Annotated in this window: 23 protein-coding genes and 2 tRNA genes; 18 read left to right on the forward strand and 7 right to left on the reverse strand. The window is 64.4% G+C overall.

All coding sequences use genetic code 11. The features are described 5' to 3' along the window. The gene (locus ACYJ11_RS05265; RefSeq protein ID WP_004959113.1) at positions 1–1,566 is read right to left on the reverse strand and encodes a DNA-directed RNA polymerase subunit B''; all 1,566 of its coding nucleotides are present in this window, start codon (positions 1,564–1,566) and stop codon (positions 1–3) included. Further along, positions 1,566–1,793: a DNA-directed RNA polymerase subunit H gene (locus ACYJ11_RS05270; protein WP_004959115.1), complete on the reverse strand. Its 228-nt coding sequence runs from the start codon at positions 1,791–1,793 to the stop codon at positions 1,566–1,568. The genes ACYJ11_RS05265 and ACYJ11_RS05270 overlap by 1 nt, the downstream gene beginning before the upstream one ends. Positions 1,794–2,069: 276 nt before the next feature. Between ACYJ11_RS05270 and ACYJ11_RS05275 the strand changes: the two genes are divergently transcribed. The 7 genes from ACYJ11_RS05275 (at position 2,070) to ACYJ11_RS05305 (ending at position 6,201) form a co-directional block, all read left to right on the forward strand. Then, positions 2,070–2,142, forward strand: a tRNA-Asp gene (locus ACYJ11_RS05275). A gap of 51 nt (positions 2,143–2,193) precedes the next feature. Continuing rightward, positions 2,194–2,266 (forward strand) — tRNA-Asp (locus tag ACYJ11_RS05280). Positions 2,267–2,719: 453 nt separating this feature from the next. After that, positions 2,720–3,373, forward strand: coding sequence for a hypothetical protein (locus ACYJ11_RS05285; protein WP_005537126.1), 654 nt, complete (start codon positions 2,720–2,722; stop codon positions 3,371–3,373). Between the two features lie 121 nt (positions 3,374–3,494). Continuing rightward, the gene (locus ACYJ11_RS05290) at positions 3,495–3,791 is read left to right on the forward strand and encodes a winged helix-turn-helix transcriptional regulator (protein ID WP_170832126.1); all 297 of its coding nucleotides are present in this window, start codon (positions 3,495–3,497) and stop codon (positions 3,789–3,791) included. Between the two features lie 74 nt (positions 3,792–3,865). Then, on the forward strand, positions 3,866–4,354 hold the full coding sequence (locus ACYJ11_RS05295) for a metallophosphoesterase family protein (protein WP_461646984.1): 489 nt from the start codon (positions 3,866–3,868) through the stop codon (positions 4,352–4,354). Positions 4,355–4,463: 109 nt separating this feature from the next. Further along, complete coding sequence (locus tag ACYJ11_RS05300; RefSeq protein WP_461646985.1) at positions 4,464–5,237, forward strand: coenzyme F420-0:L-glutamate ligase; 774 nt, start codon at positions 4,464–4,466, stop codon at positions 5,235–5,237. After that, a complete protein-coding gene (locus ACYJ11_RS05305; protein ID WP_461646986.1) occupies positions 5,224–6,201 on the forward strand; it encodes a 5,10-methylenetetrahydromethanopterin reductase in 978 nt (325 codons plus the stop codon). Before ACYJ11_RS05300 ends, ACYJ11_RS05305 begins: the two co-directional genes overlap by 14 nt. Here the strand turns inward: ACYJ11_RS05305 and ACYJ11_RS05310 are convergent. Further along, positions 6,158–6,376 (reverse strand): hypothetical protein, encoded by a 219-nt coding sequence (locus tag ACYJ11_RS05310; protein ID WP_004590669.1) that lies wholly within the window; start codon positions 6,374–6,376, stop codon positions 6,158–6,160. The genes ACYJ11_RS05305 and ACYJ11_RS05310 overlap by 44 nt on opposite strands. 98 nt (positions 6,377–6,474) lie before the next feature. Further along, complete coding sequence (locus ACYJ11_RS05315; RefSeq protein ID WP_461646987.1) at positions 6,475–7,818, reverse strand: tryptophanase; 1,344 nt, start codon at positions 7,816–7,818, stop codon at positions 6,475–6,477. A 162-nt stretch (positions 7,819–7,980) separates the two neighbouring features. Here ACYJ11_RS05315 and ACYJ11_RS05320 point away from each other — a divergent pair, with 162 nt between their 5' ends. The 8 genes from ACYJ11_RS05320 to ACYJ11_RS05355 all read left to right on the forward strand — a co-directional run bounded on the left by ACYJ11_RS05320 (position 7,981) and on the right by ACYJ11_RS05355 (position 17,174). Beyond that, on the forward strand, positions 7,981–8,664 hold the full coding sequence (locus tag ACYJ11_RS05320; protein ID WP_461646988.1) for a class I SAM-dependent methyltransferase: 684 nt from the start codon (positions 7,981–7,983) through the stop codon (positions 8,662–8,664). Between the two features lie 81 nt (positions 8,665–8,745). Beyond that, a complete protein-coding gene (locus ACYJ11_RS05325) occupies positions 8,746–9,015 on the forward strand; it encodes a DUF7573 domain-containing protein (RefSeq protein ID WP_461646989.1) in 270 nt (89 codons plus the stop codon). Positions 9,016–9,209: 194 nt separating this feature from the next. Then, positions 9,210–10,169: an AAA family ATPase gene (locus ACYJ11_RS05330; protein ID WP_461646990.1), complete on the forward strand. Its 960-nt coding sequence runs from the start codon at positions 9,210–9,212 to the stop codon at positions 10,167–10,169. Then, a complete protein-coding gene (locus tag ACYJ11_RS05335) occupies positions 10,166–11,140 on the forward strand; it encodes a DUF58 domain-containing protein (protein ID WP_461646991.1) in 975 nt (324 codons plus the stop codon). Before ACYJ11_RS05330 ends, ACYJ11_RS05335 begins: the two co-directional genes overlap by 4 nt. Continuing rightward, on the forward strand, positions 11,137–13,368 hold the full coding sequence (locus tag ACYJ11_RS05340; RefSeq protein ID WP_461646992.1) for a transglutaminase TgpA family protein: 2,232 nt from the start codon (positions 11,137–11,139) through the stop codon (positions 13,366–13,368). Before ACYJ11_RS05335 ends, ACYJ11_RS05340 begins: the two co-directional genes overlap by 4 nt. A gap of 44 nt (positions 13,369–13,412) precedes the next feature. Beyond that, entirely contained in the window at positions 13,413–13,706 is a 294-nt protein-coding gene (gene yciH, locus ACYJ11_RS05345) for a stress response translation initiation inhibitor YciH (protein WP_004516073.1), read from the forward strand. 236 nt (positions 13,707–13,942) lie between these two features. Then, on the forward strand, positions 13,943–16,252 hold the full coding sequence (locus tag ACYJ11_RS05350) for a peptidase (RefSeq protein WP_461646993.1): 2,310 nt from the start codon (positions 13,943–13,945) through the stop codon (positions 16,250–16,252). A gap of 40 nt (positions 16,253–16,292) precedes the next feature. Next, positions 16,293–17,174 (forward strand): EamA family transporter, encoded by an 882-nt coding sequence (locus tag ACYJ11_RS05355; protein WP_461646994.1) that lies wholly within the window; start codon positions 16,293–16,295, stop codon positions 17,172–17,174. 5 nt (positions 17,175–17,179) lie between these two features. Here ACYJ11_RS05355 and ACYJ11_RS05360 read toward each other — a convergent pair whose 3' ends face one another. Next, positions 17,180–17,344 (reverse strand): DUF7331 family protein, encoded by a 165-nt coding sequence (locus ACYJ11_RS05360; protein ID WP_004590650.1) that lies wholly within the window; start codon positions 17,342–17,344, stop codon positions 17,180–17,182. 122 nt (positions 17,345–17,466) lie between these two features. On the opposite strand from ACYJ11_RS05360, the gene thiD reads away from it, so the two are divergent. Both thiD and ACYJ11_RS05370 read left to right on the forward strand, forming a co-directional pair. Further along, a complete protein-coding gene (gene thiD / locus ACYJ11_RS05365) occupies positions 17,467–18,852 on the forward strand; it encodes a bifunctional hydroxymethylpyrimidine kinase/phosphomethylpyrimidine kinase (RefSeq protein ID WP_461646995.1) in 1,386 nt (461 codons plus the stop codon). Positions 18,853–18,927: 75 nt separating this feature from the next. Continuing rightward, positions 18,928–19,563 carry a DsbA family oxidoreductase gene (locus ACYJ11_RS05370; protein ID WP_188975383.1) on the forward strand — a complete coding sequence of 212 codons (636 nt, stop codon included), beginning with the start codon at positions 18,928–18,930 and terminating at the stop codon, positions 19,561–19,563. Positions 19,564–19,600: 37 nt separating this feature from the next. On the opposite strand, the gene ddh is transcribed toward ACYJ11_RS05370, so the two are convergent. Both ddh and ACYJ11_RS05380 read right to left on the reverse strand, forming a co-directional pair. Further along, positions 19,601–20,527: a D-2-hydroxyacid dehydrogenase gene (gene ddh, locus ACYJ11_RS05375; protein ID WP_461646996.1), complete on the reverse strand. Its 927-nt coding sequence runs from the start codon at positions 20,525–20,527 to the stop codon at positions 19,601–19,603. Positions 20,528–20,589: 62 nt separating this feature from the next. After that, positions 20,590–20,766, reverse strand: coding sequence for a hypothetical protein (locus ACYJ11_RS05380; RefSeq protein WP_160163355.1), 177 nt, complete (start codon positions 20,764–20,766; stop codon positions 20,590–20,592). A gap of 166 nt (positions 20,767–20,932) precedes the next feature. Between ACYJ11_RS05380 and ACYJ11_RS05385 the strand changes: the two genes are divergently transcribed. Continuing rightward, on the forward strand, positions 20,933–22,027 hold the full coding sequence (locus ACYJ11_RS05385; protein WP_188975387.1) for a sulfite exporter TauE/SafE family protein: 1,095 nt from the start codon (positions 20,933–20,935) through the stop codon (positions 22,025–22,027). Position 22,028: the final 1 nt, after the last annotated feature.

The following is a 22,028-nucleotide window of genomic DNA, read 5'->3' on the forward strand; positions in this document are numbered from 1 at the left end:
TTAATCGTCCGCAGGCTGCTGTTCGATCGACTCGATACCGGGGATGCCCTGGACCCCCATCTCTGCGAGTTCCTGTTTGAGACCCTGTGGGTCCGATACGTCCTGTGACAGCTCCATCGCCTGGGCGAAGTTCTTCACCAGCCCACAGTTGGGGCCCTCCGGCGTCTCGGAGGGACAGATGCGACCCCACTGGGTCGCGTGCAGGTCCCGTGCCTCGAAGTGTGGCTGGGAGCGACTGAGCGGCGAGCGCAGTCGGCGGAGGTGTGACAGAACCCCCATGAAGTCAGTCCGGTCGACCAGCTGGCTCACGCCGGAGCGGCCGCCGACCCAGTTCCCCGTCGCGATCGGGTGTTCGAGCCGCTCGGTCAGCACGTCCGAGCGAACGACCGTCGAGACGGACAGCTGGCGGTTCCGCATGTTGGCCCGTTCGAGCTGGTACTTCACGTCCCGGGCAAGCTTGTTCAGCGCCGTCCGGAACAGGTCGGTCATCAGGTCGCCGCTGACCTTCAGGCGCTTGTTGGCGTAGTGGTCCTTGTCGTCGGATTCGCGGCGGCCCAGTGCCAGTTCGAAACACGCCTCGGCCATCCGGCAGAGGTAGAATGCCTTGTTGATGCGGACCTCTTCTTCTTCGACGCCTTCCTCGTGCAGATGCGGGAGGAGATAGCGATCGATGACGTAGTTCGCCCGCTTGAGTTGGTAGTTCTTGCCCTGCCCGGAAGCGACACGCTTGCCCAGCGTCTCGATGGCTTCCTCGGTCGTCTGGACCTCGGCCTCCTCCAGGTTCTCCAGCATGAACTTCACGATCTCCGGGTCCTCGCTGACGCGGTGGACGATCTCCTCGTCCGATTCCAGCCCCAGCGCGCGGACCAGCGTGACGAAGTCGATACTGCCCGAGACGGACGGGAACGAGACTTCCAGCAGTCCGTCCCGCGTTCGTTCACACAGCACCAGCGCGCGGTAGCCACGGCGCTGGGAGAACGTCTTGGCGACCTGCACCTCGTCGCCGTACTTGGTGTCGTACTCGGCCAGAATCTTGTTCGGGGCGAGGTCCTCGCTGGTCATCAGCACCCGCTCGGAGCCGTTGACACAGAAGTAGCCACCGGGGTCTGCTGGGTCCTCGCCGATGTCGATGAGCTCCTCGTCGGTGAAGCCCGCGATGTTACACTTGTTCGACCCGACCATGATGGGCATTCGCCCGATCTTGGTCTCGGTCCGGTCGACGACTTCCTCCGGTTCTTCCTCGCCACCACGGACGATGGCCATCTCCATGAACACCGGCGCAGAGTAGGTGATGTTCCGGAGACGGGCTTCCTGCGGGTACAGCAGTTCCTCGCTACCGTCAGCTTCGCGGACCCGTGGGGTGACGACGCGGACGTCGCCCAGTTCGACCCACACCGGTTCCTGCCCTTCCTTATCACCGATGTCAGTCTCGATGGTCTCTTTCTCGTCGACGACCTGCTGCATCCCCCGGTCGAGGAACGCGTTGAACGAGCGGAAGTGATGTTCGGCGAGCCGTTCCTTGGCGAAATATTCACGCGATATAGCGCGGCGATCTTGTGTGTCCATTATTCTACCACCAGTCGGTACACGACGGCTTCATCCGTCGTTCTGGAGTCGCGGACGATCCGAACCACGTCACCGACTTCGGCATCATCGGGCAGCGCCTTGTCGGTACGCTTGATCTTCGGAAGGTCCGTCTTCTTGATTTCATACTCGGTGAGTACTGCTTCGAGGTCGTCCTCGTCGACGACACTGTGGTCTGGGACGAGGTCATGTTGACTTACATCTACCATGTGTGTGCGTGTGCGTTTGGCCTGCTGCTGGAGAAGGTGGCTGTCACGAGATACTACAGGGTCATACTGTCGGGGTTCATATAACACTTGCCAAGTCGCTCTGCCGTGGCTATCGGACCCGCCCACCCTCACGGCCTGCGGGCGTGGTTGCTCCTATCAACCACATGAAGCAGACCGGACATAGAACTTTGGGTCTCGTCATGTGCATTCATCCCGAGGCGGGTCGCTTTGGAAAGTCTTAATACCGACACCAAGGTACGAAGAAATGCAACGAAGGCCCGGATGGTGTAGTGGCCCATCATACGACCCTGTCACGGTCGTGACGCGGGTTCAAATCCCGCTCCGGGCGTTCCTATTGCGACCCAACTGACGAGCACCATGCAGTGTGTGCTCGTAGGCTGCCCGGATGGTGTAGTGGCCCATCATACGACCCTGTCACGGTCGTGACGCGGGTTCAAATCCCGCTCCGGGCGTACTTTTGCGGCGAACAAACTCGTGAGCCGTAAATCCGTAATAGGCGGATTTGAACCCTGTTAGTCGTGCACAGCGAACGCAGTGAGCGAGCACGTCTTGCTCTGGTTCAAATCCCGCTCCGGGCGTTCCTCTGAAATCAACTCGACAAGCGACGCGTTTCATCGCGTCGCGATCGCTCTACATCTCACCCCAGAACACACTTTAGTAACCATCAAGTAGGCAGTAAACACCGCCTACTGGTCGATAAGACGGCATATACTGATATCACACACCCGGCACAATAGCAGACGTCCGGGGAAATGTTCCCCTTGGCCTGTCATAGTGTCCGTCCACCGGGGTCGGACGTGCTATCACTTCACGCGGTGCGGCATATATTTTGTGTTGGTTGTAAGGCGTGCCGATTAGCGGCTGCCAGCGACAAACTGTTTACGAGGCCCCGCAAAAGAAGGGCCATGGAGGACGTGGATGGCGAGGAGATGCCCGGCGCGATCGTCGAGGCGTTCCTCGAACGCGAGGAGGGCGTCCGGGCGCTGCTTGAGGAACTGGAGAAGCTCACTATCGAAGGCCGCCACGAGGAGGTGCGCGACCGGGTTCGCAATCTGGCGGACAGCGACGAGTCAGTGTTTTACACCGTGGCGTTCAGCCTCACCAACTCGCGGCAGTTCTTCGGGGACGTAGAGGCACAACTGGACGTGACCGCCGCGGACCGGCTTCGGGACCTCGCCGACACGTTTCCGGCGCTGGCCGAGCCGTTCAATATCGTCCGGACGGAGCGGGCGGACGACCGCCTCAATCCGGTGACGGACACGAGCTACGCCGTGAGCTACCACCGCGGCGTCGAGTCGCCGATGGTGACCTACAGCCCGCTGTCGGGCGAACAGGAGCTGTACGAATCTCGCGGGACACCAAGCGAGGTGTTGCGGGTGGCGTCCGACCTCACGAGCGCAACGACCGACGCGCTGGACGTGGCGATGGACAACGACTACTCGGTCAACACGGAGGAGCTGAGTGCGCTTATCGACCGCCGCGAGGAACTGGAAACCGAGCTGAGTAAGCTCCGGGACCAGCTCGACGAACTTCGTCGCACGCCAGTTTCGGACGAGTAGCGACTGACAGTTCAGAGACGGATTCGTAGAACGGTACAGAAGGACAACCCGCGTCGAAGTGCCGCAACTGAGGCGTTTATGTGTCACGACCCTAAATGCACAGATACGATTTGCTATGGGAATGGACCGACTAGAAGACCAAGTCGAAAAGGAGGGGCGGGACCTGTCGATCCTCGAAGCCGTCATCGAAAACGGGCCGATCGGTATCGTTCGGCTCGCCGAGGAGACAGGGGTCCCGAAACACAAGGTACGGTACTCGCTACGGATGCTGGAAGACGACGAGCTCATCGAGCCGACGCCACAGGGCGCGATCCCGGTCGACAACATCGACGAGCGGGTCGCAACGATCAACGGCGGCATCGACCGGCTGGTCGAACAGCTGGACGGGCTGCGAGACGTGTTTTCGTCCACAGAGTAGCGCCGCCGGGACGAGCAGTCGGGACCCGTTTCCGTGGCAGTAACCCTTTTCGAACGCCGACGTGATGGGTCGGTATGGATGTCGCTCTCATCAGCGATTCGCACATCCCCTCCCGGGAACACGAGATTCCGCCGTCGTTCCGGGAACGCATCGAGGTCGCCGACCACGTCATCCACGCCGGTGACTTCGACAGCAAAGGGGCGCTTGCTGATATCCGCCACATGGCGACGGCACTGACCGCCGTCTCGGGCAACATCGACCCACAGATAGGGTTACCGGAGCGGGCGACAGTCGAACTCGGCGGCGTCACGTTCGTCGTGACACACGGCACCGGATCGCCGCAGGGCTGGGCGGACCGTGTCGCCGCTGCGGTCCGCGAGGAAGCCGACAGCAGCGCCGTCGGCGTCGCCGGCCACACCCACGAACGTGTGGACACCGTCTACGAGGGTGTGCGACTCCTGAACCCCGGCAGCGTCACGGGCGCATCGCCGGCAGACCGTCCGACGATGCTGACCGCGACAGTCGAGGACGGCTCGATTGACGTGGCCCAGTACCAACTGTAGCACGGTTAGTGAGCGCCGTCGCGACCGCGATGTACCGGCAGCTGTTGCCACTGTTGTCCGGCTTTGCAGCGAACGCGGGTCTTTTTCGGGCAGAGACCGCACAAGTGGTATGGAAGTCTTCGCGGTCGAGGGGCTGCCCGAGGTCCGCCCTGGCGACGACGTGGCCGAGCTACTCGTCAGACAGGCCGACCTGCGGGACGACGACGTGGTCTGTGTCGCCAGCACTATCGTTTCCAAGGCCAACGGACGCGGGCGGTCGCTGTCATCGTACGAGCCAAGCGAGCGTGCCGAGCGCATCGCAGCGACCATCGAGGACATCGCCAACGAGGAGAAGGACCCGCGGATGGCCCAGGCGATTCTCGACGAGTGTGAGGAGGTGCTGGTCGAAGCCCCCTTCATCCTCGGCGTGACGGAGTTCGGGCACATCACCGTCAACGCGGGCATCGATCGCTCGAACGTGCCCGGCGCGGACCTCCTCTTGCTCCCCGAAGACCCGACAGCGGAGGCCGAAGCGATCCGCGATGGCATCCGCGAGCGGACGGGCGTCGAACCCAGCGTCATCGTTACCGACACGTCGGGGCGACCGTTCCGCCTCGGCCAGCGCGGCGTCGCACTGGGTTGGGCCGGGCTCTCTGCCTCGCGAGACTGGCGGGGCGAGCACGACCGCGACGGCCGCGAACTCGAAGCCACCGTTCAGGCCGTCGTCGACGAACTCGCCGCCGCGGCCAACCTCGTCACCGGCGAAGGCGACGGCGGAACACCCGCCGCAGTCGTCCGCGATTTCGACTTCGGCGACCACGCGGGCAGCGAGCAACTGTTCCGCGACCCGGAGAAAGACGTAGTCAGACAAGCACTCAGAGAGTGGTCCCATGTACGCGATTGAAATTACCCCGGAACACCCGGTCGCACAGCTCGCCTCGTTTGCCGAACAGGCCGAATCGAACGCGCTCGACGCCGTCTACGTCAGCCATCACTACAACAACCGCGATCAGTTCATGGCGCTGACTGCGATGGCCGAGCGGACCGATGAGGTGCTGCTCGGTCCCGGTATCGCCAACCCCTACGAGACGCACCCAGTGACGCTGGCCTCGCGGGTGGCGACGCTTGAGGAACTGAGCGACGGGCGAGCCGTCTTCGGTATCGGGCCGGGCGATAAGTCGACGCTCAGCAACCTCGGCTTCGGCCACGACGACGCGTTGCGGCGCGTACTCGAGACGTTCACGACCGCGCGGAAGCTCTGGAATGGCGAGCGAGTCGACCACGACGGGACGTTCGAAGCGGTCGATGCCGGGCTGAACTACGAGGTCGGCGATATTCCGGTGTACGTCGGCGCACAGGGGCCGCATATGACCCGGATGGCGGCGAAACACGCCGACGGTGCGCTGTACAACGGGGCACACCCGAAAGACCTCGCGTGGGCACGCGAGCAGGTAGAAGAGATGGCCGACGAGCGGCCCGAGGAGTATGGCGAGTTCGACCTCGCAGCCTACGCCAGCGTCTCGATCGCCGAGGACGAGGCCGAGGCACGGGAGGCCGCCCGGCCACCGGTCGCGTTCGTCGCCGCGGGGTCGCCGCCACCGGTGCTCGACCGCCACGGCATCGACCACGAGGCCGCCGACGACATCGGACAGGCAATTTCGGCCGGGGAGTTCTCGGCCGCGTTCGAGGGCGTAACCGAGGCGATGCTGGACGCATTCTGTATCGCCGGGACGCCGGAGACGGTGGCCGAGCGCACGGCGGCGTTAGAAGAACACGCTGATAGCGTGGTGTTCGCGTCGCCGCTCGGGCCGGACGTCGAGACGGCTATCGATTTGCTTGGGGCGGTCCTCGACCGCCGGAGCCGCTGAACAGCGAAAGGACGGCCCCCAGCGACAGGTACCCGAAGAAGACGACCGAGACGGTCGTGATGACGGCACCGACGGCGAGCATGAGTGCCGCCAGCGGGTCGTTCAGTGCCACGTCGAGGAACCAGCCGGGCATGTCGATGATGCTCTGGAGCAGTTCCGACAGCAGTCCTTGCATTACTTGAACGTTCGCGTGGCCCTACTTTGCGTTTGCGTTCCCGGTCACCTCGTGGACGCCCGGGAGTCGCTGTCGTCCGGAGTCAGGAGCGAGCAATCTTACGCAACGGGTTCGAGTTCGGCTGAGAAGTGCCTGAGTTCTTCCATCGGTGGCTCCCAGACGATTTCCAGACCGGTGTACTCCTCACGACGGTCACGAACACGTGCAGCGGTTTCCGCGATGTGTTCGAGGTGTTCGCGCCAGTACGTTCGGCGAGGAAGGGCGAGACGGACGAGTTCCGGACGGTCGGTCCCGGGGAAGGCAAAGGAGCCGAGTTCGACTGTCCGGACGCCGCCCTCGCGGTAGAGTTCGCAGACGAGCCGCTGTCCGGGGAACTGGTCGGCAGGAATGTCCGGGAGCAGGGTGGCCGCATCAATGTAGACGGCGTGACCGCCGGTCGGCGTGACGATCGGGATATCGCGCTCACGCAGAAGGTCGCCGAGGGTCGCGACCTGTTCGATCCGCTCGGCGACGTACGGCGGTTGGACCGCTTCCTGCAGACCGGTGGCCATCGCTTCGAGGTCACGACCCGCGAGGCCACCGTAGGTCGGGAACCCTTCGTACAGGATTGCACGCTGTTTGCACTGTTCGAACAGGGCAGCGTCGCGAACGGCTGTGAACCCGCCGATGTTTGCGAGTGCGTCCTTTTTCCCACTCATCGTGATTGCGTCGGCGGGACGTAACTGCTCGCGAGCGATTTCACTGAGGGGCGTGTCGGCGTATTCGGGGTCCCGTTGCTTGATGAACTGTGCGTTTTCGGCGAACCGACAGGCGTCGATGACGAACGTTGCATCAATCTCCGTGGCGAAGGCGGCTGTCTCGCGGATGTTCGCCATCGACACCGGCTGGCCGGCGGCGGAGTTGTTCGTGATCGTCAGGACGACGGCCGAAACAGCGTCCTGCCCGTACTCCTCGACGGCGTTCCACCCACGATCTGTGGAGAAGTTTCCGGCAAACGTCCCGACGCTATCAGTGGTCAGATCCGTCTCCGCCGGACAGTCGACCGCGGTCGCACCCTGATACGTCACGTGTGCGCGGGTGGTATCAAAATGCGTGTTGTTGAGAACGACATCACCGTCGTCCAGTAGCGCCCCGAACAGGACGTTCTCTGCGCCACGGCCCTGATGTGTCGGGACCACGCGATCGAACCCCATCACGTCGGCGACTGCCTCACTGAAGCGTTTGAACGAGCGCGACCCGGCGTACGCTTCGTCACCTCGAACCACGTCCGCCCACTGGTCGTCACTCATCGCTCCAGTTCCCGAATCGGTCAGCAAGTCGATAAAGACGTCATCCGCAGCGAGGTTGAAGACGTTGTGTCTGGCCTCGGCGAGCGCGGTCTCACGTCGCTCACGGGGCGGAAGCTGTATCGAGGTTACCGATTTGGCCTTGTACGAGCGCATGCTGTGTCGCAGTACGCCGACCGACTTATTCCCCACCTGATATTTTGTGTACAGCGGTGGGCTCAGATGTCCATCACCAGACGAGTACGGCTATCGGTGGACAGGTGTTTCTGGCAGGCCGAAATAGCGGGCATTTTGAGGCCACAACTGCTGGAGGGACGTATGAGCGTTCGCGAGGAATTCGACGCGTGGGCGGCCGAAGGTAAAGACAGAGGGATGGAGGACCGGCACTGGCACACCGCCAAGCACGTTCTCGCCCGGATGCCGGTCGAACCGGGCGACACGGTCCTCGATCTCGGGACGGGGTCGGGCTATGCGCTCCGCGCGCTCCGTGACACCAACGACGCCGATCCCTGCTATGGCCTCGACGGGTCACCGGAGATGCTCCGGAACGCCCGGGAGTACACGGACGACGACAGCATCGGGTTCCTGCGTGGGGACTTCGACGCCCTGCCGTTCGCGACCGACAGCATCGACCACGTGTTCTCGATGGAGGCGTTCTACTACGCCAGCGACCCGCCACACACGCTCGAAGAAATCGCGCGGGTGCTGCGACCGGGCGGGACCGCCCACATCGCGGTGAACTACTACGAGGAGAACGTCCACTCCCACGAGTGGCAGGAGTTCATCGACATCGAGATGACCCGCTGGAGCGCCGACGAGTACCGCGCGGCCTTCCGCGAAGCGGGCCTGGCCGTAGCGTCACAGGACACAATCCCCGACCGCGAGGTAGAGATCCCGCCGGCGGACGCGTTCCCCACGGACGAGTTCGAGACGCGCGAGGCGATGGTCGAGCGCTACCGCGAACTGGGAACGTTGCTGACCGTCGGCGTCGCTACCGAATAACCGCCGATAGCCAGTCGAGACGCAGATCGAAGGCGGAACGACCGACAGGGTATTTTGTGGTCGCGGGCAAAACCAACGTGTATGGCCGAAGACACCTCGCTGGAGGACTTTCTCGACGCTGGCGACGAGAGCGAGGACGAGGGAGAGAGCGGTACGTCTGCGGAAGACGATACGACAGAGACCGAAAGCGACGCCCCCGACACCGAAGCCTCGACCGACGCGGTCGACCCGGCCGTGACGACGTACGCCTGGTCGCCCGACGGTGCGGCCTGTGCCGAGTGTGGTGAGGTCGTCGAGCGGCGGTGGACACAGGACGGACACCTCGTCTGTGGTGCGTGTAAGTCCTGGTGAACGGCGCTACCGGCCGTGAATCGGATGTGTGTTGTTCTCACCCATCCACAGAGTTACATACGCGCACACCATAGACGCGGCTACAACTGAACGGCCCGGAGGATGTGGTACCCCACACAAGACACTTACTGGTCGACAGGGCAGACTATGCTACCAGTCCCCGTGCCGAGGCGTCGTCCCACGAGATCGCGACTATGACAGACACTGACACCTCACGCAGTCAACAGTCGGACAGCCCCCTCCGCGACGCCACACGCGTCGCCAATCAGGTGATCGAAAACGTCGAACAGGTCATTGTCGGGCAACACGACGCCATCGAACACATCGTCATCGCACTCCTAGGCCGCGGCCACGTCCTACTCGAAGACGTCCCCGGTGTCGGCAAGACGATGCTGGCCCGTTCGGTCGCGGCGTCTTTCGACGGCGAATTCAAACGCGTCCAGTTCACGCCGGACCTCCTCCCGACCGACGTGACCGGCGTCAACATCTACAACCAGAAGACCCAGGAGTTCGAATTTCGGCCGGGTCCGATCTTCGCCAACGTCGTCCTCGGCGACGAAATCAACCGTGCCCCGCCGAAAACGCAGTCAGCGCTGCTGGAAGCCATGGAGGAACAGCAGGTCTCGGTCGACGGAACCACACACCCAGTGCCACAGCCGTTCACCGTTATCGCCACGCAGAACACGGTCGAACAGAACCGGGCCTACGACCTGCCGATGGCCGAACTCGACCGGTTCATGATGAAGCTGCATCTCGGCTATCCGAACGAGGCGGCGGAGACGGAAATGCTGGGTGACGTGGTGGGCCACCATCCCATCGAGGAACTCACGTCGGTCGCCACCCTCGATGCACTGTCCGCCGCCCGAGAGACGGTGGCAGACGTGACCGTCGAGGAGCCGATCCGCTCGTACGCGACCCGGCTGGCGCGGTACACGCGGGAGAACGCGCAACTGGGCGTCAGCCCACGGGGGAGCATCTCACTGCTCCGGGCGGCACAGGCCCGTGCCGTCCTCGATGGCCGCAGTTACGTCATCCCCGACGACATCCAGACGGAAGCGCCGGTCGTCCTGCCACACCGTATCCGCACCGAGAGCAGCGAGCAGGACGCCCGGGAACTCGTCGTGGAGGCGCTCGACACCGTCTACGTCGAATGAGACCGACACGCCGCGGTTTCGCCGCCCTCGCCGTCGCCGTTGCCGCCCTTCTACTCAGCGCCAGATTCGGCCAGCCCGGGCTTACGGCCGTCGCCGGCCCGCTGTTCGTCGGCGTGTTCGCCGCCGCCGTCCAAGTCCGCTGGGGCGGCGCGCCGACCGTCGAACGGAGCCGGCTCCGCCGTGGCTTTCCCGGCGAGACGAAGCCCGTCGAGTTCCACGTCGACGGCAGCGGCATCGTGACGATCACCGACCGGCTGTCCGAGGGCCTCGATGGGGAGACGACAGTCAGGAAGTCCCTGCCGGCGACAGTGACCTACCGGGTCACCTACACGGACCGGGGCGAGCAACGGGTCGGCCCGGTCGACGTGACGGTAACTGACGCGCTGGGACTCGTCACGGAGCGGTACACTGTCGAGAGTGAAACCGACGTGCTGGTGTATCCACCCGTCTATCGGCTGGGCGGAGCAGACGCGTTCGCGCGAACGTTCACGCCGGAGAGCGAGGACCGGCAGTCGTTCGACCGACTGCGGGAGTACGTCAGCGGCGACTCGCTACGGGACGTGCACTGGAAATCCAGCGCCAAGCGCGAGGACCTGCTGGTCAAGGAGTTCGCCGACAGCCGGAGCGACAGGACCCTGCTCGTCGCTGCGGAGGCCCGCGAAGGCCATGCCGACGAAATGGCCGCCGCCGCGGCGACGATCACGATGGCCGCGCTGGAGAGCGGTCTCGCGGTCGAACTCGCCGTCCCGAACGGCGCAGTCGAGCAGGGATACGGCGACACTCACCGGACGCGGCTGCTCGAACTGCTGGCCCGGGCCGACGCGGGCCAGACCGGCCGTGTGGACGACGCTGACGTGGTCGTCACGGCCACCGGTGACGGTGTCACGGTGTCGGTCGATGGCCGCCGCCGGTCCTTCGCCGACGTGACCGCCAGCCGGGACAACCCTATCGCAGGGGAGGTAAACGGATGAGCGGCGTCGTGGAACGAGTCCGACGCCGAGTCCCGTGGAGCCAGTCGAGAATGCTGGCGTTGCTTGCGGTGGCGCTGGCCATCGGCGCGCCGCTGCGGACGATGTACTATCTCAGCGACGTAGTCGGCGACCCGACCCTGTTTCTGGCGCTTACCGCGCTCTCACTCGTCGGCGCGACACTGCTGGCCCGCGTGCTCAGACCGCCCCTCGCGGTCGGTGTCGGCGCAGTGCTGTTTGCCGGCGGGCTCGGCGCGTACATACTGAACCTCTCGACGAATCCGGCGATAACGGAACTGCTGGGCGACACCGCCGCCCTGCTGACCGGGCGGTCGCTGCTCCAGATCGCCAAGGTCAGGCTGTGGGTGCTGTCGTTCGCGCCGGCACCGGTGTTTCTGACGTGGTACTTCGCGCTGCGGCGCTGGTACGTGACGGCGACGCTGGCGGCCGGGACGGCGCTCGCGTTTTTCGCCCTGACGACCGACGCCGGTGTGGTGACGACCCTGCTTGGCGTCGTCGGCATCGCGGCGACGATCGGCTTCGGGACGCTCGATACGCTGTCGGCGGACGAGCCGACGGACCTGACGAAGCGACCGGACGCGATGACCGACAGTGACGGTACGGAGCGCGCGGGCGGTGACAACGACGGCATCGACGCCGGGCGGCGTGCCGTCCTCGAACAGCTGGCGGCGATAATCGTCGTCCCGGCGGCGCTCTCGCAGGTCCCGATTACCCGCGATAGTTTGCTGTCGTACGATGACGGGTCAGACGGCCAGACCGTCGAAGGGAGCCTCTTCGACGCCGGGGAATCTCTCTCAGTACAGGGGAGCATCTCGTTGACGCCGGAGATCCGGTACACGGTCGAAAGCGAGGAACCGCGCTACTGGCGGGTCACCTCCTACGACCGCTACACCGGCAACGGGTGGGTGCGGACAGGGAACCCCACCCCGTACGACGACCAGCGCCTCGACTCACCTGAAGGAGAGACACGGACGCTCCGACAGGAGTTCCGGGCGGAATCGACCATCGGGACCGTCCCGGCCGCCTGGAAGCCCGTCCGCTACTCGGGGGAGCCGTCGGTATCGGTCTCCAGCGAGGGCGGGTTCCAGCCAGACGGCACGCTGTCGACGGGCGACAGCTACGAGGTCAGGAGCGAGCTGCTCGTGGCGACCCCGGACGGGCTGCGTGCGGCCGGCACTGACTACGACGACGCGACTATCGAGCTGTACACCCAGCTCCCCGACAGCACGCCGAACCGGGTCGCGGAACGGACAGCGATTCTCACCGCGAACGCCGAGAACCCCTACGAGACGGCGCTGGTCGTCGAGCGGTGGCTGCAGGACAGCAAGGGCTACTCACTCGATGTCGACCGCCCCGATTTCAACGTCGCGGACGCCTTCCTCTTCGAGATGGACGAGGGGTACTGCGTCTACTTCGCGACGACGATGGTGACGATGCTCCGGACCCAAGGCATCCCGGCGCGCATGACCGTCGGGTACACGTCCGGCCAGCGAATCGACGAGAACCAGTGGGTCGTGCGCGGGCTCAACTCCCACGCTTGGGTCGAGGTGTACTTCCCCGATCAGGGCTGGGTACAGTTCGACCCGACGCCGTCCGGACCGCGTGAGGCGGTCAGACAGCAACGTATCGAGGACGCGAGTTCGGACGAATCGTCGCCCACCGTCGGCGACGGGAACCCGGTAGAGCAGTACACGCCATCCGACACGTCGACACCCGCCCCGCTGACCGAGACCGACGGAACCGAGACCGGGCCGACGGAGACACCAACGGCCACGGAAACCGACACGTCCACCGGCACAGCAGGGGCGTCGGACACGGACGAGGGAAGGGGGCTGCGCCTGCCGGAACTCCCGTCGCGCGAGGAGGTGACGCTGGGCGTCGTCGCGTTGCTCGGCATCGCAGCGGGCGCGCGTCGGTCCGGCCTCAGCGAGCGAGCCTACCGCGCGGTATGGCTACGCTACCAGCGCCGCGTGGACCCCGAGACCGATGTCGAGCGGGCGTTCCAGCGGGCCATGCACGTCCTTGCGATGGAACACCGGAGCCGCAAGAGCGGTGAGACGGTACGGGCGTATCTCGACGCGATAGGGGCCGACGACCGGGTCCAGCGGCTCGCGACGCTACGGGAGCGACTCCGGTACGGCGGCGAAGTGAGCGAGGCGATGGCCGACGAAGCCGTTGAGATTGCCGACGAAATCGTCTCCGAGCACTAGTCCCCGACAGTGTTTAATAGGTCGTGTTCGTAGGCGCGATTGTAATGTCGGAAGTCTGCTCGACGTGCGGGCTGCCTGAGGAGCTCTGCGTCTGTGAAGACGTCGCTAAGGAGTCCCAGGAGATTAACATCCGCATCGACGAGCGCCGTTACGGGAAGGAGGTAACGATTATCGAGGGATTCGACCCGAAAGACGTCGACATGGACTCGCTGTCCTCAGACCTCAAATCGAAGTTCGCCTGCGGTGGCACTGTCGAGGACGGGCAGATAGAGCTCCAGGGCAATCACACGGGCCGCGTCGAGGATTTCCTCCGCGACAAAGGTTTCAACGTCGCCTGAACTCCTGACTGCCAGCGGTTCTCGTGAAAGCGCCGTGGCAAGCCGCTGGTATGACCTGCTCGCCAGCTTTTCAGCTCAGTCTGCTCGCGAGTGTTCGCTGCGGTCGGCTACGACTGGTTCAGGTCTGGCCGTTTTTTCCGTCGTGGGAGCGGCCGGTCGAGGCAGGATTGGTGCATGATACCAACACTCGAATTCGGCGGTCAACTATTTCAACCATGGGAGGGTAACTGTTTGCAATGTTCGGTGTACCCCGGCGGGTGGTGGCCGTCGGACTCGTGGTCCTTCTCCTTGGTGGGGGAATCGCGTCGCTCCCGGTGGCGGCGACTGACCATGGGGCGGTGACCGGGGCTAGCGACGGAACAGCGGCTGGCGTCGGTGAGAACTGCACATACAAACCCGAGACTGCGTCGGCTCAGCGTGGACAGGCAGTTGAGGCGGTGCAGTCGTCGGCAGCCACTAGCGAGTCAAATGGCTCGAGAGTCCGAACGAGAAGCGCCGACACGCATCGACGGCAGCCGCGAGGACAGGGCGGAGACACAGCCGGAACGACAGCCACAGCAGCGGCCAGCATGGAGGTGGGGACAGTCACGTCGGGTGCAACACAGACCAGCGACGGTGACGTGATTCAGCAGACACAGACCTACGCGCGCGTACCGGAGGAGCCGGGCGAAGTCGCGGTAACACTGACCTACGAGGTCCCGGACCGGGTCGTCGACCTCGAAGCACACGTCCCAGCGGAGGCGACAATGACCGACACCGACGGATTCGAGCGCGTCAACGAGTCCGTGTACGAGTGGGACGAATCGACGGATACGGCGACGATCAGCTACCACATCAATCCGAACCGGACCATCGAGAAGAGCGGGCCCGAGGGTGCCGAGGGACGGTATCTCAGCGTCGATACGGGAGAGTGGGCGCTACTCACACGATCACTGACGCCGACGCGCTGGCGCTACACTGGTCAGGAGCCCGTCAGGTACAACCGCACGCTCCGGACGGCGGGCCCGGGTGCGGCGGGCGAGGAGATCGTGTACCTCGGCGAAGTGGCGACCTTCGAAGAGACGGCGCACAACCAGACATTCACGCTGGCTGTGCCGGAGCGGGCGACGATGACGGCCTCGCCGATTTCGGTCCTCGACTCGATGGCGAACGCGTCGAACGCCCTCCGAGTCGGCGACCGTGACGAGCAGGTGTTCGTCGTCGCTGCACCATCTGGGGCCGTCAACTGGGGTGTCGAGGGGTATCAGATCGGTGACGCAGATATGTGGGTCCAGTCCCAACGGTCGCTGGATGCCGCCAACAACGTCTGGATCCACGAGTACGTCCACAGCCGGCAGGCCTACGAGACGACACGGGAGACGCGGTGGACGGTCGAGGGCTGGGCGACGTACTACGCCGCTATCCTGACGCTTGAACAGGACCGGATCGGGTTCGACGAGTTCCAAGCGCAACTCGCAGCGGGCGAGCAACCGGTCTACAGCGACGTGGCGTTGGCCGACAGGTCGAGTTGGACGAACGACGCGAACTACCGGAAGGGCGCGCTCGTCGCCGGACGGACTGACGTCCATATCCGCTCGGCCACGGACCGCAACAAGACACTCCAGACTGTGTTCCAGTCGCTAAACGGCTACCGTGACCCGGTCACGCAATCGCAGTTCCTCACCGAGGTCGAGGCCGCTGGCGGGGCAAGCGTCCGGAACACGACCGCGACGGAGACCGAAACGACAGCGACGGTGGCGATGTGGAACGAGGCGACACAGCAGCGGTTGTTCGGTGCGATTCCCGCCCGTATTGGCTACAGCCTCCCACCGATCGACCGCGCGGACGACTACCGCGCAGACAGTCTCTACCGGTCGGATGCACCAGTCGGCGGGAGCGAACCGATCCGGCTGGTGACCAACGAGACGCTCGCGGTCGACACAGTCGTCGAGAACGCCGGCGGCGAGGCGGGGGCGTACAACGTGACGCTCGGGGTCAACGAGACCGTCGTCGCCGCAAAACAGGGCCAGATCGAACCGGGGGTGCGGACAGAGGTCGAACTGACACACGCGTTTGCCGACCCCGGCCGATACGTACTCAGCGTCGACGGCGACACCGTCACTGTCGTGGTGACGGAGCCGGCAGCCGCCAGCGTGACCGACGTCACCGCGAGTCCGAGAGAAGTCAGGCAGGGTGACAAGGTCGACGTGACCGCCACTGTCGTTAACGACAACGAGATTCCGGGAACAGCAGCGGTCACGTTCCGCCGCAACGGTGTCGTGTTCGCCGAGCAGCGGCTGTATCTCCCGCCACAGACGACGACAACGGTCGCCCGGCCAGTCACCCTCGGCGAGCCCGGAACGGTGTCGCTGTCGGCAGGTGACGGACAGACCACGACGATGGTCGACGTGGTCGTTTCGACGGAAACGGCGGTATCAACGTCGACTCCGACGGCGATGCTCACAGACACACAGACGACAGCCGGCGAGGGCAACGGCTTTACTGCGCTCGTGACCGGTCTCGCAGTGGTGCTTGTGGCGCTGCTCGGCCGCCATTACAGTTCTTGACACGAGCCCGAAGGGAACAGTTATTGCAGTCGGCTAGCCGTTGTCAACCGTGAACGTCGGAATCGCGTACGCCGTCCTGTCGGCGCTGGTGTTCGGGGTGTACCTGTTCGTGATGAAGCGATGGTTCACGGAGTATCCGTCGCCGGTGTTCCTGTTGCTTACCTACAGCCTCGTCCCCATCGTCTACCTCCCGATCGTCTTTGTCAGCAACGAGCCCTTCCTCCCGGCGGGAAACCGCGTCAATGTCCTCTCGTCGATACTCGCTGTGACGGCGGTGACGGCAGTGGGACTGCTCACCCTCTTTCGGGCGATCCGCGTCGGCGAAGTCTCCTACGTCTCGCCGATCAGCAAAATCGTTCCCGTGTTCGTCCTGCCGCTGGAAGTCGGCCTGCTGGGCCAGCACCTCTCGGCGCTGCAGGTCGGTGGTGTCGTCGTCGCGACCGCCGCCGTCTACGTCGCGAACTGGCAGGGCACAGCGTTATTGGCCCCGCTCAAGCGGGCCCGGAAGTCCCGGCCTGCGCAACTGGCCTTACTGTCGGCTGCGGCGTTCGCGCTCGTCGATGTAAGCAAGCGGGTACTGATGCAGGAACTGGCTATCGAACCGACGACCTACATCCCGGTAATGGCCGTCGGCATCGCTGTTTTGATGACGCCGCTCGCGTTCCGGTATCAGGTCCCACCGGGGTGGCGAGGGGACCTCCCGAAGTTCGTCGTCGCGGCGATGTTCGTCGCCTACGCGAACCACATCGTGTTACTGTCCTTCCAGTTGCTCCCGGCGAGTATCGTCTCGCCCATCGTCAACGGGCAGGCTATCGTCGCCGTTATTCTGGGTGCGATTGTGCTCGATGAAGCGCAGTTCCGGGCACGCCTGGCCGCTGCGGGGCTGGCGATCGTCGGTATCGCAATGATATCGGTCGGGTAAAACAGTCAGGCCGACTTTCGTTCCGAGGAGCAGCCAACCTGTACCGCATAGCTCGATTGAAGCCACGCGGTCGGGTTCTCGGTGTCGTAGACGACGACGTCGCCGCCGCCAGTAGTGAAGCTGCCGTACTGCTCGTCGGAGTCGGTAGTATCGCGCGACGCTGGTTCCATTGTGGTACAAGGGCACATCCGACACAGCGCTACATAAATGTTTCTCAGATGTAGTATGAAGTATTATTAGCATACTAGGATTTTGCCACATAACAGAGTCCTACTGAGAGACCAGCACCGATATGTGGCCACCGGCAAAGGCATCAGATATGACACGAACGGACGCCCCAGTAACGCCGCCAGTCGTGCTGACCGTCGCTGGCAGCGACTCCGGTGGTGGGGCCGGCATCCAGGCCGACCTCAAGACCATCGAAGCCTGTGGCGGCTTCGGGACCAGCGCGATCACGAGCGTGACGGCACAGAACACCACGGGCGTACAGGGCCAGCATCTGCTCCCGATCGAACAGATCGAGGCCCAGATCGAGGCGGTGACGGGAGATCTCGACGTGGCCGCAGTCAAAACGGGTATGCTCGCAACGAGCGAGGTCATCAATCTGGTTGTGGACCACGCCACCGACCTGCCGAACCTCGTCGTCGACCCGGTGATGGTAGCGGCCTCGGGCGACCGGCTCCTGGCCGCCGAGGCCGAAGACGCCTACGAGACCCTCATCGCCGAAGCGTCGGTCGTCACGCCGAACGCTGATGAAGCCGCCGTCCTGACCGGGCGCGATGTCGACGACCCTGCGGCCGCGGAACAGGCGGGCCGCGACCTCGTCGAGATGGGGGCCGACAGCGCGCTCGTGAAGGGGGGCCACGTCCCGGGCGACGCGGTCGTCGACACCCTTGTGACCGAAGACGGGGTGACGACGTTCCGCCACGACCGCATCGAAACCGAGGCCACCCACGGCTCCGGCTGTACGTTGTCCTCGGCCATCGCGACGCAGTTGGCTCACGGTGACGACCTGCCGACGGCGGTCGGCAGCAGTATCGACCTGCTTGCGAGCGCGGTCCGGTACAACGTCGACGTCGGGGAGGGGCCCGGTGCGGTCCACCACCTCGTCCAGACGCGCAATGATGTCGCGCGCCATCCGACGAGCGAGGCCGTCGAGCGGGCTGTATCTGCCCTCGTCGATGCGGACGTGTCAGCGCTGGTCCCTGAGCGAGGGATGACCGTCGCCGGCGCGACGCCGTACGCCGAGCGGCCGGACGCAGTCGCTGCCGTCGAGGGCCGGATCACCCGGACGATGGACGGCGTCCGGCCGAACCGCGGCGTCCGCTTCGGCGCATCCACGACAGTGGCTCGCGCCCTGCTTGCCGCCCGAGAGCACGACCCAGCGGTCCGGTTCGCAGTCGACTGCCGGCTGACCGACGCTGTCGAGGACGCGCTGGCGTCGCTGGACGGGCCCGTCACTGAGTACGACCCTGACAAGCGCCCGGACGCAGTTTCCGACGACGCTACGGCGTGGGGCGTCGGTCAGGCCTTCGAGACCAGCAAGGGAACACCGGTCGCCGTCGTCGGCCGCGAAGGCGTCGGTGTCGGCGAGCGCGTGACGTTGCTCGCAGAAAGCGCCGACGACCTCGTCTCGCGTGTGGAAACCATCCACGGGACCATCGAGGACAGCGTGTAGCCAGTCAGTCGGTCGTGCGTTGGTCCAGCACAGACGGTGGCCGCGTTTAACCGCGAGCAACGCATACCCGGACGTATGAGTGAGACACAGTCGAGCGAGCAGATCACAGTCTTCTCGGACTACGTCTGCCCGTTCTGTTATCTCGGACGCGAATCGCTCAGGCAGTACCAGTCGACGCGCGAGGACGAACTGGAGATCGACTGGCATCCCTTCGACCTCCGGAGCGGGAAGCGCAATCCGGACGGCTCCATCGATCACTCCGTCGACGACGGCAAAGACGAGGACTACTACGAGCAGGCCAAAGAGAGCGTCCGCCGGCTGCAGGCGAAATACGATGTCGAGATGGATCTGGACATCGCCACCGACATCGACTCGCTGCCCGCCCAGATCGCCTCGTACTACGTCAAAGAGCACTACGACTACGAGACGTGGCTGGCCTTCGACGTGGCGGTTTTCGAGGCGCTGTGGCAGGACGGACAGGACATCGGCGACGAAGACCTGCTGGTCGATCTGGCCGAGGACGCGGGCGTCGACGGCGGCGAAATCCGGTCGGCACTCGGAGACGACGCTCTCCGGTCGGAGGTCCGCGAGAAATTCACCACGGCACAGCGTCAGGGCATCACCGGCGTCCCGACGTTCGCCTACGATGGCCACGCCGCCCGCGGCGCGGTGCCGCCCGAGCAGCTCGAACGGCTGGTCGAAGGTTCCTGAGCGGCGCGGCTAGAGGCTTTCCCCAGACAGCCCGTCCTCACGCAACGCGGTTCCGTAGTGACTCGCCGCGTGTGGCTCGTTCGACGTTTTCCTGAACGAGGGCGGCGATGTCCTCGTGGTACCGGTTCGTGAACGCGGCGACGTGTGGCGTCACGATGGCTGATTCGTGGTCCCAGAGCGGATGCTCCTCCGGGAGCGGTTCCTTCCAGTGGGCGTCGAGGGCCGCCCCCGCAATCGTCTCGTCATCAAGGGCCCTCAGCAGCGCGTCCTCAACGACAACCGGTCCCCGAGCGACGTTGACGAGGTAGCTGTCGGTTCGCATCTGCGCAAGGCGAGCGGCGTCGACCATGCCTTCAGTCTCCTCGGTGAGCGGACAACACAGCACGACGAAGCGCGCGTCGGCGACGGCGGTATCCAGTTTGTCAGGCGTGTATACGCGCTCAACGTTCTCAACAGGGTCACCGGAACGGCGAACGCCGACGACGTCCATCCCCAGCGCATCGGCCCGTTCAGCGACGCCCTGACCGATAGTGCCCAGTCCAACCATGCACACCTGCTCGCCGGTCAGCGTGAACGGCGCGTCGTACGGTTCCTGCGTCCAGTCGCCGTCGCCCTGGTGGTCCCGATAGATGTGGAGACGGCGGGCAAACGCCGTCATGTAGCCGACAACAGTCTCCGGGACGGTGTCGCCGTGGATGCCGGTGCTGTTCGTCAATGCGGTCCCAGCGGCCTCGTAGGCAGCCACGTCGAACTCGTCGTAGCCCGCCCGGATACCGTGGACCCAGGCGGCGTCCAGAAACCCGTCCTGTGGGGAGAAGGTGACGACGCAATCACCGGCATCGAATGAGGCGTCGTCGGCGACAATCTCGACGGGAATCTCGGACCCCTGTAACGCGGCGACCATCGCCTCCAGCGGACAGGCCTTTGCGACCGACTCATGGACAGCGACTCTGGCGATATCCATATCCGTCCCTGCGGCGGGGACAGTATAGTCCTTTTCCGGAACGGAGCGAGGTGTCGAGCCGGTCAGTCCCAGCGGCTATCGAGCGCGTCGACACGCATCTCGATGTAGCGGCGGGACCACCGCTTCGAGAACCGACGCAGGGGTCCAAAGAGTCCGTCTGTGTCCGCGGCGTCGGCAGGAGCGTCTTCGTCGTAACTCGACCGACCGCCTGACTCCATTGGTCCCTCTGGGAAACTCATAACGATACATGTTACCACGGGGTGTGAAATAAATATTAGGGATATTAGGGAACCGGCGGTGCCATGCGTTTTTGCCGTCTTCGCTGACTTTTTGCCATCATTTTTGAAACAAGTACAGACAACAAGGGATTTAAGCGATAGTTCACAATGCTGGCGTCACGCGTCAATGACCACGTCGTCACCGTCCAGTCGACTCCAGAAGGGGTTTCTCAAGTACCAGCACGTTTTCGTGTTTCTGGCACCGCTGCTGTTCGTCGTCGGTGTATACACCGCCGCACCGACGCCCGCTGACGCGGGCACCGGCTACTGGTTCGAGTACTGGTGGCTCTGTATCGCCTTCGTTACGGGTGCTACCATCGTCAACACGGTCGGTATCAGCGGGTCGGCGCTGTTCGTCCCGTTTCTCATCTTCATTTTCCCGTTACTCGCCGGGGAGACGCTGACACCGGAGACACTGGTGAAGGTCGGACTCATCAGCGAATCGTTCGGTCTCTCAAGTTCAGCACTCGCGTTCATCCAGTACGGGCTCGTCGACCGACGGCTCGCACTGAGCCTCGTCCTCGGGAGCGTGCCCTTCGTCGTTGCCGGCGCGCTACTGTCGTTTGTCATCCCGGAGCCGGTGTTTCACGCGTTGCTCGGTATCGCCCTGCTGGCCGCGTCATACCTGCTTTTCAAGGCTGACCTCGGCCACGAGGAACCGGGCGAGGCGGGCGACAGTGACCCCGAGGTGTCGGCTGACGGTGGCGACGCGACGCTCCCCGACGACGCCAACAAACTCGGGCCGGCCGGCGTCGAAACGGCCGACAACGGTACCGTGACGCGAGTCGACCGCGACGGCAACGACTACGGCTACACGCGTAGCGGCTATCTCGAACGCTTCGCGAACTACAGCATCGGGGGTGCCTTCCAGGGACTGGCCGGCTTCGGCGTCGGCGAACTGGGTATTATCTCGATGCTCCGAACCGAGGTTCCGGTCCGAGTTGCCATCGGTACGAACCACATCGTCGTGGCGCTGACGGCGGTTCTGGCCTCGCTAGTCCACGTCTTCGGGGGCGGCCTCGTCCCGGGCGCACACTCTATCGATCTCGCGTCGACGCCGTGGAACATGGTCGTCTGGACCGTGCCTGCGACCGTCACCGGCGGCCAGATCGCACCGTACGTCTCGACCGCACTGGATACCGGGACCATCAAGAAGTTCGTCGGCGGGCTGTTCGCAATCGTCTCCGCCGCGCTGTTTCTGATGGCGGCGGGTGGTGTCTGAA

The sequence above is a fragment of the Haloarcula sp. H-GB5 genome (assembly GCF_054850705.1).

Coding starts and splice junctions, on each gene's coding strand:
- ACYJ11_RS05265 (WP_004959113.1), bottom strand. CDS start 1,566: ATGGACACACAAGATCGCCGCGCTATATCGCGTGAATATTTCGCCAAG.
- ACYJ11_RS05270 (WP_004959115.1), bottom strand. CDS start 1,793: ATGGTAGATGTAAGTCAACATGACCTCGTCCCAGACCACAGTGTCGTC.
- ACYJ11_RS05285 (WP_005537126.1), top strand. CDS start 2,720: ATGGAGGACGTGGATGGCGAGGAGATGCCCGGCGCGATCGTCGAGGCG.
- ACYJ11_RS05290 (WP_170832126.1), top strand. CDS start 3,495: ATGGACCGACTAGAAGACCAAGTCGAAAAGGAGGGGCGGGACCTGTCG.
- ACYJ11_RS05295 (WP_461646984.1), top strand. CDS start 3,866: ATGGATGTCGCTCTCATCAGCGATTCGCACATCCCCTCCCGGGAACAC.
- ACYJ11_RS05300 (WP_461646985.1), top strand. CDS start 4,464: ATGGAAGTCTTCGCGGTCGAGGGGCTGCCCGAGGTCCGCCCTGGCGAC.
- ACYJ11_RS05305 (WP_461646986.1), top strand. CDS start 5,224: ATGTACGCGATTGAAATTACCCCGGAACACCCGGTCGCACAGCTCGCC.
- ACYJ11_RS05310 (WP_004590669.1), bottom strand. CDS start 6,376: ATGCAAGGACTGCTGTCGGAACTGCTCCAGAGCATCATCGACATGCCC.
- ACYJ11_RS05315 (WP_461646987.1), bottom strand. CDS start 7,818: ATGCGCTCGTACAAGGCCAAATCGGTAACCTCGATACAGCTTCCGCCC.
- ACYJ11_RS05320 (WP_461646988.1), top strand. CDS start 7,981: ATGAGCGTTCGCGAGGAATTCGACGCGTGGGCGGCCGAAGGTAAAGAC.
- ACYJ11_RS05325 (WP_461646989.1), top strand. CDS start 8,746: ATGGCCGAAGACACCTCGCTGGAGGACTTTCTCGACGCTGGCGACGAG.
- ACYJ11_RS05330 (WP_461646990.1), top strand. CDS start 9,210: ATGACAGACACTGACACCTCACGCAGTCAACAGTCGGACAGCCCCCTC.
- ACYJ11_RS05335 (WP_461646991.1), top strand. CDS start 10,166: ATGAGACCGACACGCCGCGGTTTCGCCGCCCTCGCCGTCGCCGTTGCC.
- ACYJ11_RS05340 (WP_461646992.1), top strand. CDS start 11,137: ATGAGCGGCGTCGTGGAACGAGTCCGACGCCGAGTCCCGTGGAGCCAG.
- yciH (WP_004516073.1), top strand. CDS start 13,413: ATGTCGGAAGTCTGCTCGACGTGCGGGCTGCCTGAGGAGCTCTGCGTC.
- ACYJ11_RS05350 (WP_461646993.1), top strand. CDS start 13,943: ATGTTCGGTGTACCCCGGCGGGTGGTGGCCGTCGGACTCGTGGTCCTT.
- ACYJ11_RS05360 (WP_004590650.1), bottom strand. CDS start 17,344: ATGGAACCAGCGTCGCGCGATACTACCGACTCCGACGAGCAGTACGGC.
- thiD (WP_461646995.1), top strand. CDS start 17,467: ATGTGGCCACCGGCAAAGGCATCAGATATGACACGAACGGACGCCCCA.
- ACYJ11_RS05370 (WP_188975383.1), top strand. CDS start 18,928: ATGAGTGAGACACAGTCGAGCGAGCAGATCACAGTCTTCTCGGACTAC.
- ddh (WP_461646996.1), bottom strand. CDS start 20,527: ATGGATATCGCCAGAGTCGCTGTCCATGAGTCGGTCGCAAAGGCCTGT.
- ACYJ11_RS05380 (WP_160163355.1), bottom strand. CDS start 20,766: ATGAGTTTCCCAGAGGGACCAATGGAGTCAGGCGGTCGGTCGAGTTAC.
- ACYJ11_RS05385 (WP_188975387.1), top strand. CDS start 20,933: ATGACCACGTCGTCACCGTCCAGTCGACTCCAGAAGGGGTTTCTCAAG.